The sequence below is a fragment of the Xylophilus rhododendri genome (assembly GCF_009906855.1).
Classification (GTDB): Bacteria; Pseudomonadota; Gammaproteobacteria; order Burkholderiales; family Burkholderiaceae_C; genus Xylophilus; species Xylophilus rhododendri.
On sequence record NZ_CP047650.1, the window covers coordinates 4364094 to 4376169 of the forward strand.

The 12076-nt window shown below is 65.0% G+C and carries 25 protein-coding genes; 14 read left to right on the forward strand and 11 right to left on the reverse strand.

What is annotated here, in order from left to right:
- Positions 1-3: 3 nt before the first annotated feature.
- The gene (locus tag GT347_RS20105) at positions 4-1062 is read right to left on the reverse strand and encodes a RecT family recombinase (protein ID WP_160553889.1); all 1059 of its coding nucleotides are present in this window, start codon (positions 1060-1062) and stop codon (positions 4-6) included.
- On the reverse strand, positions 1059-1301 hold the full coding sequence (locus GT347_RS20110) for a hypothetical protein (RefSeq protein WP_160553890.1): 243 nt from the start codon (positions 1299-1301) through the stop codon (positions 1059-1061). Before GT347_RS20110 ends, GT347_RS20105 begins: the two co-directional genes overlap by 4 nt.
- A gap of 48 nt (positions 1302-1349) precedes the next feature.
- On the opposite strand from GT347_RS20110, the gene GT347_RS20115 reads away from it, so the two are divergent.
- Entirely contained in the window at positions 1350-1565 is a 216-nt protein-coding gene (locus GT347_RS20115) for a hypothetical protein (RefSeq protein WP_160553891.1), read from the forward strand.
- 56 nt (positions 1566-1621) lie between these two features.
- Here the strand turns inward: GT347_RS20115 and GT347_RS20120 are convergent, their stop codons facing one another.
- From GT347_RS20120 to GT347_RS27305, 7 genes are all read right to left on the reverse strand, one after another.
- The gene (locus tag GT347_RS20120; protein WP_160553892.1) at positions 1622-2239 is read right to left on the reverse strand and encodes a hypothetical protein; all 618 of its coding nucleotides are present in this window, start codon (positions 2237-2239) and stop codon (positions 1622-1624) included.
- Positions 2232-2393 carry a hypothetical protein gene (locus GT347_RS20125; protein WP_160553893.1) on the reverse strand — a complete coding sequence of 54 codons (162 nt, stop codon included), beginning with the start codon at positions 2391-2393 and terminating at the stop codon, positions 2232-2234. The genes GT347_RS20120 and GT347_RS20125 overlap by 8 nt, the downstream gene beginning before the upstream one ends.
- The gene (locus GT347_RS20130; RefSeq protein WP_160553894.1) at positions 2390-2581 is read right to left on the reverse strand and encodes a hypothetical protein; all 192 of its coding nucleotides are present in this window, start codon (positions 2579-2581) and stop codon (positions 2390-2392) included. The genes GT347_RS20125 and GT347_RS20130 overlap by 4 nt, the downstream gene beginning before the upstream one ends.
- The gene (locus tag GT347_RS20135; RefSeq protein WP_160553895.1) at positions 2578-2805 is read right to left on the reverse strand and encodes a hypothetical protein; all 228 of its coding nucleotides are present in this window, start codon (positions 2803-2805) and stop codon (positions 2578-2580) included. The genes GT347_RS20130 and GT347_RS20135 overlap by 4 nt, the downstream gene beginning before the upstream one ends.
- A gap of 184 nt (positions 2806-2989) precedes the next feature.
- Positions 2990-3535, reverse strand: a complete 546-nt coding sequence (locus GT347_RS20140) for a DUF2939 domain-containing protein (protein ID WP_160553896.1) — start codon at positions 3533-3535, stop codon at positions 2990-2992.
- 38 nt (positions 3536-3573) lie between these two features.
- Complete coding sequence (locus GT347_RS28085; RefSeq protein WP_160553897.1) at positions 3574-3810, reverse strand: S24 family peptidase; 237 nt, start codon at positions 3808-3810, stop codon at positions 3574-3576.
- On the reverse strand, positions 3723-4265 hold the full coding sequence (locus GT347_RS27305) for a hypothetical protein (RefSeq protein WP_195812453.1): 543 nt from the start codon (positions 4263-4265) through the stop codon (positions 3723-3725). Before GT347_RS27305 ends, GT347_RS28085 begins: the two co-directional genes overlap by 88 nt.
- 82 nt (positions 4266-4347) lie before the next feature.
- On the opposite strand from GT347_RS27305, the gene GT347_RS20150 reads away from it, so the two are divergent.
- On the forward strand, positions 4348-4584 hold the full coding sequence (locus GT347_RS20150; RefSeq protein ID WP_160553898.1) for a helix-turn-helix domain-containing protein: 237 nt from the start codon (positions 4348-4350) through the stop codon (positions 4582-4584).
- 158 nt (positions 4585-4742) lie between these two features.
- Here the strand turns inward: GT347_RS20150 and GT347_RS20155 are convergent, their stop codons facing one another.
- Positions 4743-5114 (reverse strand): DUF2513 domain-containing protein, encoded by a 372-nt coding sequence (locus GT347_RS20155; RefSeq protein ID WP_160553899.1) that lies wholly within the window; start codon positions 5112-5114, stop codon positions 4743-4745.
- A gap of 88 nt (positions 5115-5202) precedes the next feature.
- On the opposite strand from GT347_RS20155, the gene GT347_RS20160 reads away from it, so the two are divergent.
- From GT347_RS20160 to GT347_RS20190, 7 genes are all read left to right on the forward strand, one after another.
- Complete coding sequence (locus GT347_RS20160) at positions 5203-5340, forward strand: hypothetical protein (protein WP_160553900.1); 138 nt, start codon at positions 5203-5205, stop codon at positions 5338-5340.
- A gap of 159 nt (positions 5341-5499) precedes the next feature.
- Positions 5500-5706: a hypothetical protein gene (locus GT347_RS20165; protein WP_160553901.1), complete on the forward strand. Its 207-nt coding sequence runs from the start codon at positions 5500-5502 to the stop codon at positions 5704-5706.
- Positions 5707-5771: 65 nt separating this feature from the next.
- The gene (locus tag GT347_RS20170; protein WP_160553902.1) at positions 5772-5930 is read left to right on the forward strand and encodes a hypothetical protein; all 159 of its coding nucleotides are present in this window, start codon (positions 5772-5774) and stop codon (positions 5928-5930) included.
- Between the two features lie 31 nt (positions 5931-5961).
- The gene (locus GT347_RS20175) at positions 5962-6318 is read left to right on the forward strand and encodes a hypothetical protein (RefSeq protein WP_160553903.1); all 357 of its coding nucleotides are present in this window, start codon (positions 5962-5964) and stop codon (positions 6316-6318) included.
- A 17-nt stretch (positions 6319-6335) separates the two neighbouring features.
- Entirely contained in the window at positions 6336-6923 is a 588-nt protein-coding gene (locus GT347_RS27645; protein ID WP_229722400.1) for an HNH endonuclease, read from the forward strand.
- Positions 6920-7783: a YdaU family protein gene (locus tag GT347_RS20185; RefSeq protein WP_160553904.1), complete on the forward strand. Its 864-nt coding sequence runs from the start codon at positions 6920-6922 to the stop codon at positions 7781-7783. Before GT347_RS27645 ends, GT347_RS20185 begins: the two co-directional genes overlap by 4 nt.
- Positions 7770-8426 carry a DUF6475 domain-containing protein gene (locus GT347_RS20190; protein ID WP_160553905.1) on the forward strand — a complete coding sequence of 219 codons (657 nt, stop codon included), beginning with the start codon at positions 7770-7772 and terminating at the stop codon, positions 8424-8426. Before GT347_RS20185 ends, GT347_RS20190 begins: the two co-directional genes overlap by 14 nt.
- A 1-nt stretch (position 8427) precedes the next feature.
- Here GT347_RS20190 and GT347_RS20195 read toward each other — a convergent pair whose 3' ends face one another.
- A complete protein-coding gene (locus tag GT347_RS20195; protein WP_160553906.1) occupies positions 8428-8697 on the reverse strand; it encodes a hypothetical protein in 270 nt (89 codons plus the stop codon).
- A 45-nt stretch (positions 8698-8742) separates the two neighbouring features.
- Between GT347_RS20195 and GT347_RS20200 the strand changes: the two genes are divergently transcribed.
- The 5 genes from GT347_RS20200 to GT347_RS20220 all read left to right on the forward strand — a co-directional run bounded on the left by GT347_RS20200 (position 8743) and on the right by GT347_RS20220 (position 11943).
- Positions 8743-9651, forward strand: a complete 909-nt coding sequence (locus GT347_RS20200; protein ID WP_160553907.1) for a hypothetical protein — start codon at positions 8743-8745, stop codon at positions 9649-9651.
- Entirely contained in the window at positions 9644-10165 is a 522-nt protein-coding gene (locus tag GT347_RS20205; protein WP_160553908.1) for a DUF1367 family protein, read from the forward strand. Before GT347_RS20200 ends, GT347_RS20205 begins: the two co-directional genes overlap by 8 nt.
- Positions 10166-10272: 107 nt before the next feature.
- Positions 10273-10713, forward strand: a complete 441-nt coding sequence (locus GT347_RS20210) for a nuclease domain-containing protein (protein ID WP_229722401.1) — start codon at positions 10273-10275, stop codon at positions 10711-10713.
- Complete coding sequence (locus GT347_RS20215) at positions 10710-11117, forward strand: hypothetical protein (RefSeq protein ID WP_160553910.1); 408 nt, start codon at positions 10710-10712, stop codon at positions 11115-11117. The genes GT347_RS20210 and GT347_RS20215 overlap by 4 nt, the downstream gene beginning before the upstream one ends.
- 193 nt (positions 11118-11310) lie before the next feature.
- Complete coding sequence (locus tag GT347_RS20220) at positions 11311-11943, forward strand: hypothetical protein (RefSeq protein ID WP_160553911.1); 633 nt, start codon at positions 11311-11313, stop codon at positions 11941-11943.
- Positions 11944-12076: the final 133 nt, after the last annotated feature.

Below are 12076 nucleotides of genomic sequence, written 5' to 3' on the forward strand. Positions count from 1 at the left end.
TCCTCAGGACAGGTCGAAGTGGCGGGCGTCGTGCTGAGCGGTCAGCTCCTTGCGCTGCTCGGGGTCGGAAACCTCGCCGATGAGATCGGCGGCGGTGGCCAGCTGATCGAGGTTGGTGGCGAGACGGATGCCGTCGGCGACCTGGGCATAGGTGACCTTCACGGTGGCCACCGCTGTGGGCTTAAGCGCGCGAATGGCGGCCTTCTGGTCTTCGCTCAGCAGGCCCTTGCTCTCGGCGAAGCTGATGATTTCATCGGGGCCGCTGCCGTTGTCCACGGCCTTCTGCCACTTCGGCATGCGGGCCTTGAAGGCTTCATCAGGCCAGGCCTCGGGTGCGGCTGGCGGAGGAGGGGGCGGCGGCGCCCCGACCACCTCGGCCATGCCCATGAATCGCTCGGCGGGCTCGCCCAGCTCGTCGGGCGTGTAGACGCCCAGGATGACGTCGGGGGTGAAGAGGCGGGCCCAGCGCTTTTGCGCCAGGTATGCGATCTGCTGTTTCGGGTCTTCCGTCCACAGCGTGCTGTTGCGGGTGCGGGCCTGGGTCATCAAGATCTCCAGCACACGCGGCTCAGCTTCGCCCTTGATCGTGGCCCAGACGCGAACACCCAGGCCGTGCTCGTCGGCCTGCTGCCAGGCCGGCACGATGTACTTCTTCGGATGGCCGTTGTCGTCCTTCTTGGTCCTGGACTCGACCTCCTTGAACTTGCCGACGATCTTGGTCCACTCGCCGAACCACTCGAAGTGGAAGCGGTCCTGCACGGCGCCACTGCTGTTGATCACCGCAGCCACCAGTTGCGCCTCGTAGCCGAGAACGCCGCTCACCAGGAACGTCTTCTGGGCCACCGCGAAGGGGTTCATGCCCCACTGCATGGACTGCAGCGCGATGGCGAAGCAGTCACCGGCGCTGCCGCGGAGGTGCTGCGGCACCGTGACCTTGCCGGCCGCCATGAGGTCGCTTAGGCGCTCCAGGCGCTGCATGCTGGCGTCGTCCATCAGCAGTGCGCCAGCGGACGCACTGCGCACGGCAAGCGCCGATGTTTCGGATTGGGTACTGGCGTTCATTGGTCGCTTTCGGGGAGGGCGGACGGATGCCGGCGGCGCACAGGCTCCGCGGCGCTGGGGTGTTGGGAGCGGACGGCGTCGTGCTCGGCCACGTAGACGGCCAGCTGCAGGTCTTCGGCCTCGGCAGCGCGGGCAGCAACGGTGTCGGCCGTGGCCTGGTCGGCCTCGGTGTCGCAGTTGGTGGCGGTACCGGCCAGCAGGGCGGCGGCCAGCAGCACAGTCAGGCCCCACGCCTGCATCCGGGTCATGTGCTTGTGGTTGTCACGAGGTGGCTCGACACTTCCGGCATGCTCGAAATAATCCCGGGCCGCTTCGCCACCTACTTCCCGTACGCCCGGCAAAGGGCGACGGGTCGGGATGACGCGCCTTGGCAGGGCTGCGTGGACATCGTCAGCGAGTACGGCCGGACGACATTCGTGTGCCAAAACCTGCATGCGTCCGCAGGCGACGCCCAGGTTGATGCCAGCGTGGAGGCGTTGGCCATGGCAGCACGGGACCGGTGAGCGGTTCGTCGCGCCAGCGCCCATGGGCTCGGTGACGAGGTCCATGCGGCAGCGGGTCATGAGGCGCTCCCGGTGAGCTTGGCAATCACGGCGCGGGCTGCGACGAACTGGCACGTCGATGCATGTTCCCCGTCTTGCTTTCCGCAAGAAGGGCAGATCTGCAGCATCCGGCCGTCGTATTCGGTGTCGTAGCCGTCGTAGGTCGCGAGGTCACGCAGCGCCGCCAGCAGAGCTGGCACCGCGTCTGCGATGGTCAGCAGCTCCAGCAACTCGCTCGCGTCGATCTGAACGTGCCGGCCGTGGCTGCCGAAATCGAGCTGGTGCAGCGCCTTGGCCCGTAGCGCTTTCATGCGATCGAGCGTGATGCCCGACACGCAGCCCTGGACGGAAATTGGACGTTCCGCAGGCAATGCGCGCTTCACAGTGCTCGGTTGAGCCGCTCCGCTGTGAACATCGCGATGGTGGTCGGCCATGCCGACCAGCCGGACGCGCTTCCCGCAGGTAGGGCAGGGCGCCTTCTTAGCGGCCGCACCCTCTGCTTGATTCCGGGCGATATTGGCTTCCTTCTGGCAGGACCTGCAGAAGGTCGGCTCGCCTGTGGGCTTGCCGTGCAGCGCGACGCCGCAGCCATGGCACAGCTCGCCTTCGAGCATCATGTCGGCGTACTCACCCATTGGCGGCCTCGCCTTCTTCGTCTTCGTCGCGGTCACAGTCCGGGTGGTCCGGATCGCGCGGATCGGGGTGGCGCAGCAAGGCTGCGTCGTGCCAGCGCGCGGCACGGTCGCGGTTCTGCAACTCGTTGAAGTCGGTGTCGTCGAGGTCGCTCATGGCCTGACCTCGGCGGGCAGCTGAGCCGCGTAGTAGGCGTAGAGGTCACCGAACGCGGCGGCCAGGCGGGCGCTGTTGGCAGGGTCAGCAGTCAGCCAGGCCTTGGCGATGTGATGGGCGAAGGCGCCGCCTTCCGTGACCATGAGGTGCAGCACCTCGCGGCGGGCGATGAAGGCTTCGGTATTCATGAGAGGAGCACCCCCATGGCGGCTGCTTGAGCCCGCATGCCGCAAGCTTCAGCGGACAAGGCCGCAAGCAGATCGGCGCACCGCGGGTCGTCGGAGAACATAGCCAGCTCGGCCGTGGTCTGCGCGTATTCGCGGGCCAGGGACTCGGCGGTACTGCGCACGGCAATGGCAGGCCGGCGCTGGATGTGTGCGGGGTGGCTGGCGGGGGAGGGGGTGGTTTGCAAGGTGCGCTCCATCGGGTTGATGGAACGCAGTATCAGCGCCGCTGATTGTTGTGTCAATCAGCGGCGCTGATTTATTTTGCGTGTATTTTGTAACAGCGGCGCTGATCGCGCGTTCGTTAGGTGCCAAACAACAATGCCGCCCGGTTGGGCGGCATTTCTAAAGTTGCGAACTGGTGCTCCAGCGCTATCGGGGTCCACTGCGGGCAATGTCGATGCCAACCAACTTCCAGTGAAACCAGCCATCCCGCCTGAAGATGAAGGCGCCTTCGGCGGATTCCGGGGATACCCTGACCTCATCCAGATCAGCGTACTTGATCGACAGCTTTGGCTCGTCACCGTTGATGCCTGTCTGCGTCTCTGGGACGCCCGTCGCTCCATTTCGGGCAGTCGAAACGCTCGGGCTTGCGTTCTTCACCATCGCAGCTAGGCCGCTTGGGGTGACCATCGTGTCGACCATCGTGTTGATCATCGAAAGAGCAAACATCTGACCCAGTCCCGCAAAAGGGTTTCCGGCTAGTTCGCGATCCATGCGAGAGGTCATCGCAACCGTCAATTGCACGCGCAATTGCTCTCGCAACGCAGGGAAATCGACGTGTTCAGAAATGTAGTTCGAGTCATTGGCCTTTGCTGCGCGCTGAATTCGCCAGAGGACAAAATATGGTGAAACTGCGTAAATTCCGATTATTAACGCCAGTGCAACCAGGGCGATTGAAATTCTTTTTTTGGTCATGGCGGTGATTAAGGTTATGGATCTGCGGCGTTCGAAGACTAGAGCTTCGCGCCCATCCACACGGCGCGACCCTCTACGATGATCTGCGCTAGGCCATCTAAGAAGATGTCTGCATTGCCGTTATCGGACGTTGCGTACCAAGAATCGCCTCGTTGTCTGAAACGTTTTACGAGAATCTCGTCGCCTTTTACAAACGCATAAATGTGACCGTCGCGTGGGGTTTTGTCCGCTTTGTTGATGAGCAGCACGGCCCCGTCTTTGATTGTCGGCTCCATGCTTGCGCCACGGACATTGATAATGGCAGCATCTTTGGGGGCAACGAAACTGCGCGAAGAAATTCAAAGCGGAATTGCAGTGCCCCATCTTCTTCGACCACCCCTGGAATCCGGCCTGGTCCTGCTCCAGCGGAAACGGTAAGCCTAGGCACGGCGACGAAATCCTCGTCGGCACCGACAACGCCAGCCGCCTCCGCTGCCTTGTGCGCTTCGGCCGCCAGGCGCTTGCTGAAGTCCCTGATCTTGCATCCGAGGCCTAGAGCGAAGCCGGTAGCGGCCTTGAGGTTCAGCGGGGAGTGGGCATTGAGATAGTTCGCGACCATCGTCTGCCCACCTATGTCGTGGGCCTTGCCGAACTCTCCCTGATTTGCTGGGCGCACTTGGTCGTAGATAGCCTTCAGCGCGGCAGCTTCCTGCCGGTGTTCCGGCGTGATAGTGGCTTTGCGTTCGTTCATGGGGCGGAGGATCGTTTCCCTGTGACCAAAAGAATCAGCGGCACTGATTGACAGATGAATCAGCGCCGCTGATACTTACGCCATGAGCACCATCAAAGCCATTCGCAAGCGCCTCGGCGTAACGCAGCAGGCCCTTGCGGACGGCATCGGCTGCACGCAAGGGAACGTCGGCAACTACGAGACCGGCCAGACCGTCCCGCCCGATGCCGCCAAGCGGCTTCTCGAGTTCTCGAAGGCGCGGGGCCTGGAGATCACGCTGGATCAGGTCTACGGATTGGCCCCGCTGCCCGCCGCCGAGCCCGCAGGGCAGGGGGCCTGATGCCTTCCGTACACCTTGCGCGTTCCGCCGCTGGCTTGGCATCCCTGTGGTTCCGCCAGGCTGGTTCAGTGCTGGCGGCACCGGTGAGCGCGACCCACGTCGCGGCGCTGGACGGTGCAAAGCAGGGCCTTCTCGCAGCCGCGATCGACTTGCGCTCGCTACTGAGTGAGTCGGTGGAGGGTCGGCAAGCCCTGCGCGATCTCGGCTTTGAGCCAATCCTTCAAAACGTCGAAGGTGAATGACATGCTGGGCTTCAACACTGTGCTCTTGGCCTTCGCCCAAAGCGTGTCGCTGCGGATTGCATCCGTGAAGTCGCAGCCGGCCCAGGTCAGCCGCAGGATGAATGCGTACTCCGACGACAGGGCCTTGTCGGAGGTGATCGCTCTCACCAAGCCGGCTTCTGCCAGCCATATCGCGTGGATGACGAATTCCGGTTGCGGCACGCCGTCGAGTCCCTTGAGCTGCCCCTCGGGCGGCAGTTCTGCGGTGGCCAGAAGGATTCGTCTCACCAAGTCCATGTCCCGTTTCATGTCCGCCTTCAAAGGTGATGGTTGCGTAGCAACCTCCATCGTATGGCCTGCGAAGGCGGACGCCATCTTCTGCAGAGGCGCCTGACCTATGGCCCTCGCCCTCTTCGCCATCTGCGCAAGCCGCTGCATCCGCACCCTGAGCGGGCACCACCCCATGCGCCGTCTCGACTTCCTGGCCGTCGTCGGCCTGGTCTATGGCGTCTGCCACGCCGCTGCCGGGTTTTGACATGGACCGCCGGACCTTCACCCATCGCCTGCGCATCGCTGCCAGGACCTTCTTCGGCATCGCCTTCGCGGGCGCCGCCATCGCGCTGTTTGTGCGCGACCTCCTAGGCGCCTGAGGCGCCAGGCCCACCAACTCAACCCACCCGAACGACCACCAGCTATGTACGCCGACCCGACCCACATCCGTGCGAAGCGCGTGAATCTCTCCCTGAACGAAACCGAGGACCGCATGGCGGAAGCCGCTGCCGAGTTCAACGGGATGCAGAAATCCGCCTATCTGCGCGAGCTGGTGCTGGAAGGGTTGCGGCGTGTCCATGGTGGCGATTCTCAAGAGAGCGGCGCCAACTTGCGAGCGCTTGCTTCGTGACGCGTCCGTTACGGAAATGACCCGCAGTGCGTCGTCCACCACCCCCGAAGACGAGCCCCGTCGAGTTGACCGATGCCGAAGCCGCGGCGCTGTCGCAGTACGCGACCTCCCAAGGCATCACGGTCGATCAGGCCGCCACCCGACTCGCGCAGCAGGAGCTGCAGCGCCGGTATCGCCGGCCGCCCGTGCCTGGCGCACGCGTTCTGCCCATGCGACGGCGCTGAGAACTTTTGCGTTACGGAAAAGCGCCAAACGATGAACACCCACCAGCTGCAGCTCGGCATGCCCTTGCCTATCCCCATGGACGCTTCGCGTGCTGCCGGCGTGGTCGGCGCGACCCTGGCCACCGAGAAGGCCGAGGGCATCTGCCCGAACTTCGCCGAGCGCGCCTATGTCTTCGTCCTCGACTACATCGCTGAGCACGGCCCGATCTCTGGCGAGCTGGTGACCGTGGCCTGTGTGGCCGCCGGCATTGACCCGGGCGAGCGCCGCGCCTTCGGCTCCATCTATGCCCGCGCCCTGCGCGAAGGCGAGATCCGCGCGGTGGCCGAGTGCCGCCGCATGTTCGGTCATGGCACGGCCGGCGGTCGGATCTATGCGAGGTGCGCTTGAGCGATTGCCCAGCACCCATGACGCCGGCCGGCTGCGACCTACAGGACTTCCCCTTCATGCCGCTGGATGTCGCGCGCCTGCGCGATTCCGAGTTGGCTTCGAACGAGACGCCAGAGGCTTGCTGGGCCGCGGTGCTGATCTGGGCCGCCTCCTGGCACCAGGTGCCGGCCGCATCCATCCCTGATGACGACATGTGGATCGCCAAGCAGGCGGGCTACCAGCAGCGCGGAAAAATCGACAAGGCATGGAAGGACGTGAGGTCCGGCGCCCTGCGCGGCTGGGTGCTCTGCAGCGATGGCCGGCTCTACCACCCGGTGGTCTCGGAGAAGGCGTTGATCGCTTGGGCGAAGAAGGAGGCGACCGCCAGAAAGATCAATCGCCGGCTCGAGATTGAAAGCGGAGCTTGGGCGGAAATCCGTGCAGCCGTCTTTGCCCGCGATAAGTACACCTGCCAGTACTGCGGCGCCAATGGTGTTCGGCTTGAAGCCGATCACGTCGTGCCCGTCAGGCTGGGCGGCGCGACGTCCATGGAGAACCTCAAGACCGCTTGCAAACCGTGCAACCGCTCAAAGGGTGCTCGGCGCCCTGAGGAGTGGGCTCGGTGAATTTCTACCCACACCACATTGGCGACTACCTAACTGCCACAGCACATCTTTCGTGGCTTGAGGACTGCGCCTATCGACGTTTGCTCGACGTCTATTACAGCCGCGAGCAGGCGATCCCTGCGGAGATCCCAAAGGCTTGCCGTCTCGTGCGCGCCTCGTCCAAGGATGAGCGCGCCGCTGTCGATACCGTTCTGAACGAGTTCTTTCGGCTAACCGATGCGGGCTGGATTCACTCCCGCTGCGAAGTGGAAATCGTGAAGGCGCGAGAAGCCGCAGAACGCGCCCGAGTGAACGGGAAAAAGGGCGGACGTCCTCCAAAGAGCAAACCGGCGGGAAACCCAGAAGAAACCCAGCCGGTTATTCCTGGGAACCCAGAAAAAAGCGACTCACAAGCTCCCAATCCCAATCCCATTACCAAACCCAATCATTCCGTACCTGACGGTACGGACGGCGGGTCGCCGGCTGCGGCCCCGGCCGCGCCGTCGCCTGCCGCAGCTCCGACCCCAACCCCACCACCACCACCGCCGCCAGCCCCGCCGACCAAGACGCCCGAGGAAATGGCCAAGGCCGAGCTGTGGCGAGCCGCCGTGTCGGTGCTGGAGCAGGGCGGCTGCCCCCCGTCGCAGTGCCGGACCTTCATGGGCAAGCTGGTCCAGGACTACACCTTCCCGGTCGTGCAGCAGGCCGTTGCCGCCGCCGTGACCGCTCAGCCGGCTGACGCCCGCGAATACCTCAAGGCCACATGCCAGCGCCAATCCGGCCAGCGCCTGGCCCCCAACAAGCAGGAGGCCCTGGAGGCGCGTGGCCAAGCCGTGGTCGATGCCTGGGCGAGCAAAGGAGAAACCCATGCTGCAGCGTGAAAAAGCCGAGTTCGGCCAGCTCGTGAAGGACGTCATGGCGTACTACCGCCAGGACACCAGCGCCTTCCTCCTCGACACCTGGTGGGGCGCCTGCCAAGGCTTCGGGCTGGAGCAGGTGAAGACGGCCATGCAGCGCCACGCCACGGATGCGGAGCACGGCCAATTCGCTCCCAAGGTGGCTGACGTGGTGCGCATCCTGGCCGGCACCGCGACCGACCGCGCCGCGCTGGCCTGGGGCAAGGTGCACGACGCGATGAGCCGCGTTGGCGCGTACAGCGATGTGGTGTTCGATGACCCGGCGATCCATGCGGCAGTCGAGGACTGCGGCGGCTGGCCGAAGCTCTGCCGCACCGAGCTGGCCGAGCTGAGCTACCTGCAGCACCGGTTCCAGGCCGCCCACCGCGCCTACACCGAGCGCGGCGAGTTCGACTATCCGCGGTTATTGAAGGGCGCGGCGGGCCCGGACAACGCTGCCATGCTGGCGAAGCGCGGCTTGCCGGCGCCGGAGCCCGCCTTCATCGGCGACCCGAAGCGTGCGCTGCGCGTGTTCCAGGCTGGCGGTGCCGGGAAGACCGCGATCACATACCAGTCGGTGGCCGACCAGGCGCTGCGCGGTCTGCCCACGATCGGCGGTGCCCAGTGAATCAGCTGCCAAACAGCGCCATCACCACGCCCGGAAAGGCCACTGAGGTGCCGACCGCACCCGCCGCGATGGCGAGTGCCCCGGCCACCCATCGACCGCGATGCGGCCGCGGCCATTCGCGGGCCCGCGGCTTCAAGTCGCCCCAGGCATCGAGCACGGCGATTGTCTCGTCGCGCTCCTTGAGCGGATTGGCGCCCCACGAGCGCGCATGTATCGGTCCTTCAACCATGGTTGGCTCCCCATTCCCATTGCATTCCAGGATCTGCAGCAAGATTTGTACTCGCGTCCATGGGCATGCGTACGTGGGGAATGCCCGATGAAGGTGCTCGTCCCCTTGCGCACCGGCACCGGTCAGAACGACCGCGAGCATCACCACGCCCGTGCCCGCCGCGTGAAGGCCGAGCGCCATGCGGTGGCCTGGCTGCTCGCGCTGCACAAGCCGCCGGCCGGCCCAGTGATCGTGACCATGTGCCGAATCTCACCGGGCCCGGGCCTGGATGCCCACGACAACCTGCGCGCCAGCCTCAAGGCACCGGTGGACCAGGTCGCCGCATGGCTTGGCCGCGACGACCGAGACCCGTCCATCACTTGGGCCTACGAGCAGCGCCGCAGCAAGCCAGGCGAGTGGATGGTGGCTATCGAGGTGCTATCTCATCGTGAGCAGGATGTTGGCGAGACCTGCCGCCTCAATAGTCGCTGCGTCACGGGCGTCAAGTTCGGTCACATAGAAGCCCGGAGCGGTGTGCTCGGTGCAGACGCCGCGATCTCCGACGACATGAATGGTTGCGCGCCATCCCTGCGCGATACGAGTCGTTCTCGGGAAAAGGGTGTATCCGCGCACATGTCTGAAGGGCAGCATCTCGAAAGTATTTCATGTGATGCGCTTTACACCAAAGCAAGAGCGCATTTCACAAGCTGCAGCGATTTGACGGGGTGGCGTGAAGAAAAACTTTGCTGCCTAGCGGGATTCCCGCAGGTTGGTTGCCAAGTTCAAGGCCTCAGTACGAGCGTCCATCAAGGCGGCGAATTCCGTGGCGCGTCCACTCAGACAGATATGCAACAAGAGGGGTTCGCGCCCCTCTCGAATGTGCAAAACGCCCTGCCAGCGCCCTTCGATTTTCCCCGCTCTTGGGAAAAACGTGTAGCCGTGAGCGTGGATGGGGCAGTGCATTCCCCAATGGTCATGGTAGATCGGCGCGAGCGCAAGGAGGTCAACCATGGCTGACATCACACTTGTGCGCCAAGAGGCGACTGAAATCACCGAAGCGGATCGCGTCGTCGCCCGCCGGGTCATTTTCAGCATCGTGGACGGCTTGGGTGGCACAGGCCGCCGACAGTGGCGCCGCTTCTGGAACCGGGTCTTCAAGCTGGAGCCCGGCGAGATGATCGACATCAAGACCCACCAGGCGCGGCTCGGCTGGTTCCACCGCAAGCACATGGCCCTGGAGCAGGTGCTCTTCGAGGCGCAGGACAAGTTCGAAACCTTCGAGGCGTTCCGCACCTGGCTGAAGGTCGGCAGCGGCTTCGTGGACTGGTACCCGGGCCCAAAGGGCGGCGTGATACCGGTGCCGCGCTCGATCAGCTACTCGAAGCTGGAGCAGGGCGACATGGAGAAATTCCATGGGGACGCGATCGACTTCCTGCGGACCGAGCACGCCGGCAAGACGCTGTGGAAGCACCTGTCCGTCACCCAGCGCCTGGATGTGCTGGAGACCATCCTGGGGAACTTCGGCGAATGAACCGCAGCACACCCATGAAGAGAACGGGCTTCGCAACGCCTTCACGGCCGCGGCGTGAGCGAGCGGAGGCCATCACGGCGGAGTTCCAGGAAGCCTGGCTCCGGTCGATGTCAACCGTCCCGCGAGGGAGCTATGGCCCGGCCAAGCTCACCGCGCAGCCCAAGACCGTGGCCCGCCGCAACCCGCAGCTGCTGGCCATGGCCGCCGGCCGCCCGTGCTTGCTGCGCGTGCCTGGCGTCTGCAACGGCGACCCGGAGACCACCGTGGCCTGCCACTCCAACCTCTCAATCCACGAGAAGGGCGGCCACCGCAAGGCCGACGACTGCTACTCGGTCTGGGGCTGTGCACGCTGCCACACCTGGCTGGACAGCAGCTACAGCGCCACCGGCGCCCAGCGCGCACAGCGCTTTATGGGCGCTCACCTGCAGCAGGTGCTGGCCTGGCGCCGCATCGCGGAAGACGCCGCCGCGCCCGAAGCCGACCGCAAGGCTGCCCAGTGGGCCCTCGATCAACTCAATGCCACGCCGGTAGCGCAGGACGCCCCATGAGCACCACGGTTCTGAATTTCTCCACGGACATAAACCGCGCGCGGCTGACCAGCCTCCGCCGCCGGCTCGCGGCCAAGCCTCAGGCGATCGCCGACGTGGCCAAGGCCATCGGCATCCACCGCGGAACCATGCTCCGGTACTTCCAGCACATCCGCGCCGAGATCCATGTGACCCGGTGGGAGAAGCGCCGCGCGAACATCGTGGCGATCTATGCCCTCGGCGCCGGCCCGGATGCGCCGCGTCCTATGTCCGAAGCGCGCCCGGTAGCGACCACGACGGCAAGGGCGAAACGTGCCGCCCCTCGGCCAACTCGCGCCCCGCGCACCTACTGCTATCGCCCGCAGCCGGCGAGGCGCGACTGGTCCGTCGCCATGATTTTCGGCCCAGCAGGAGCCACAGCGTGAACTGCAGCGCCTGCGCCCACTGGGAGCTGCAGGGCTCGCCCATGCGCATGCATGGCATGGGAACCTGCGCAAAGGAGGTCGGCCACTTCCGGAAGGCCCGCACTTTCGGCCCCGGGACGCCCTGCAACAAAAACCGATTTGAAGAAGCCCCGCCGCGCGTGCAGGCGGCACGAAACAAAGCCCTGGAGGCCATATGCTGAACGACGAAAAACGAACCACCGAAGAGGCCTACACCAGCGCGACGATGTCCTCAAACCTTCGGGTCGAGGCGGATCGCCGCGGAGACGCCGACATCCTGATCGCGGCCGGCTGGTCGAAGAGCCGCATCGGCGGCGCGCTGCTGCGCCTGCACAGCGAATTCGACGGTGCCGAGAAGGTCCGCATGGCCACGGCCGCCGACTTCCTGGCCGGCACCACTGGGAAGCCACGCGACCGCCGCCATGCTGCCGGCGCCCAGGCCCACGCCTTCAACCTGCATGAAACCGGCCTGCTGCTGCAGAAGCTGAAGTCGCTGCCTGATGTACGGGCCCAACTGGCCCTGCAGCTCACCGTCTGGAAGGTCGAGCAGCCGGAAGAGGTGGCCGTCGGCGTGCTGCGCTGGTGGCTGTCTCAGCCCTGCCCGGTGTGCAAGGGCACGAAGTACCAGGTGGCGGAGGGCACCGGCCGACACAACGGAAAGGCCTGCCGCGCCTGTCAGGGGACTGGCCTGCGCGAGTCGCCTCACGGGCAGGCCGGCCGCCGGCTGGCCAACTTCATGGACGATTGTGTCCAGCGCGCACGCGATCAGATCGGAAAGCGCTTGCGCATCTCCATGGACCGAAATTAGAATTGCAGTCGACGATTGCAGAGGGCGCTGACCCTCTCGCCCGGCGACCCTCTGTTGAACGCCCGCAGCTACAGCCTGGCCAAGCCAGTAGCGACTGCGGCAGACCTCGATAGAGAAACTCGCCCCGAATTTC

Coding starts and splice junctions, on each gene's coding strand:
- GT347_RS20115 (WP_160553891.1), top strand. CDS start 1,350: ATGCTCGAAATAATCCCGGGCCGCTTCGCCACCTACTTCCCGTACGCC.
- GT347_RS20160 (WP_160553900.1), top strand. CDS start 5,203: ATGGCCCTCGCCCTCTTCGCCATCTGCGCAAGCCGCTGCATCCGCACC.
- GT347_RS28085 (WP_160553897.1), bottom strand. CDS start 3,810: ATGGAGCCGACAATCAAAGACGGGGCCGTGCTGCTCATCAACAAAGCG.
- GT347_RS20155 (WP_160553899.1), bottom strand. CDS start 5,114: ATGAAACGGGACATGGACTTGGTGAGACGAATCCTTCTGGCCACCGCA.
- GT347_RS20215 (WP_160553910.1), top strand. CDS start 10,710: ATGAGCACCACGGTTCTGAATTTCTCCACGGACATAAACCGCGCGCGG.
- GT347_RS20105 (WP_160553889.1), bottom strand. CDS start 1,062: ATGAACGCCAGTACCCAATCCGAAACATCGGCGCTTGCCGTGCGCAGT.
- GT347_RS20140 (WP_160553896.1), bottom strand. CDS start 3,535: ATGACCAAAAAAAGAATTTCAATCGCCCTGGTTGCACTGGCGTTAATA.
- GT347_RS20130 (WP_160553894.1), bottom strand. CDS start 2,581: ATGAATACCGAAGCCTTCATCGCCCGCCGCGAGGTGCTGCACCTCATG.
- GT347_RS20220 (WP_160553911.1), top strand. CDS start 11,311: ATGCTGAACGACGAAAAACGAACCACCGAAGAGGCCTACACCAGCGCG.
- GT347_RS20125 (WP_160553893.1), bottom strand. CDS start 2,393: ATGAGCGACCTCGACGACACCGACTTCAACGAGTTGCAGAACCGCGAC.
- GT347_RS20120 (WP_160553892.1), bottom strand. CDS start 2,239: ATGGGTGAGTACGCCGACATGATGCTCGAAGGCGAGCTGTGCCATGGC.
- GT347_RS20200 (WP_160553907.1), top strand. CDS start 8,743: ATGAAGGTGCTCGTCCCCTTGCGCACCGGCACCGGTCAGAACGACCGC.
- GT347_RS20175 (WP_160553903.1), top strand. CDS start 5,962: ATGAACACCCACCAGCTGCAGCTCGGCATGCCCTTGCCTATCCCCATG.
- GT347_RS27645 (WP_229722400.1), top strand. CDS start 6,336: ATGACGCCGGCCGGCTGCGACCTACAGGACTTCCCCTTCATGCCGCTG.
- GT347_RS27305 (WP_195812453.1), bottom strand. CDS start 4,265: ATGAACGAACGCAAAGCCACTATCACGCCGGAACACCGGCAGGAAGCT.
- GT347_RS20165 (WP_160553901.1), top strand. CDS start 5,500: ATGTACGCCGACCCGACCCACATCCGTGCGAAGCGCGTGAATCTCTCC.
- GT347_RS20110 (WP_160553890.1), bottom strand. CDS start 1,301: ATGCAGGCGTGGGGCCTGACTGTGCTGCTGGCCGCCGCCCTGCTGGCC.
- GT347_RS20205 (WP_160553908.1), top strand. CDS start 9,644: ATGGCTGACATCACACTTGTGCGCCAAGAGGCGACTGAAATCACCGAA.
- GT347_RS20150 (WP_160553898.1), top strand. CDS start 4,348: ATGAGCACCATCAAAGCCATTCGCAAGCGCCTCGGCGTAACGCAGCAG.
- GT347_RS20190 (WP_160553905.1), top strand. CDS start 7,770: ATGCTGCAGCGTGAAAAAGCCGAGTTCGGCCAGCTCGTGAAGGACGTC.
- GT347_RS20210 (WP_229722401.1), top strand. CDS start 10,273: ATGTCAACCGTCCCGCGAGGGAGCTATGGCCCGGCCAAGCTCACCGCG.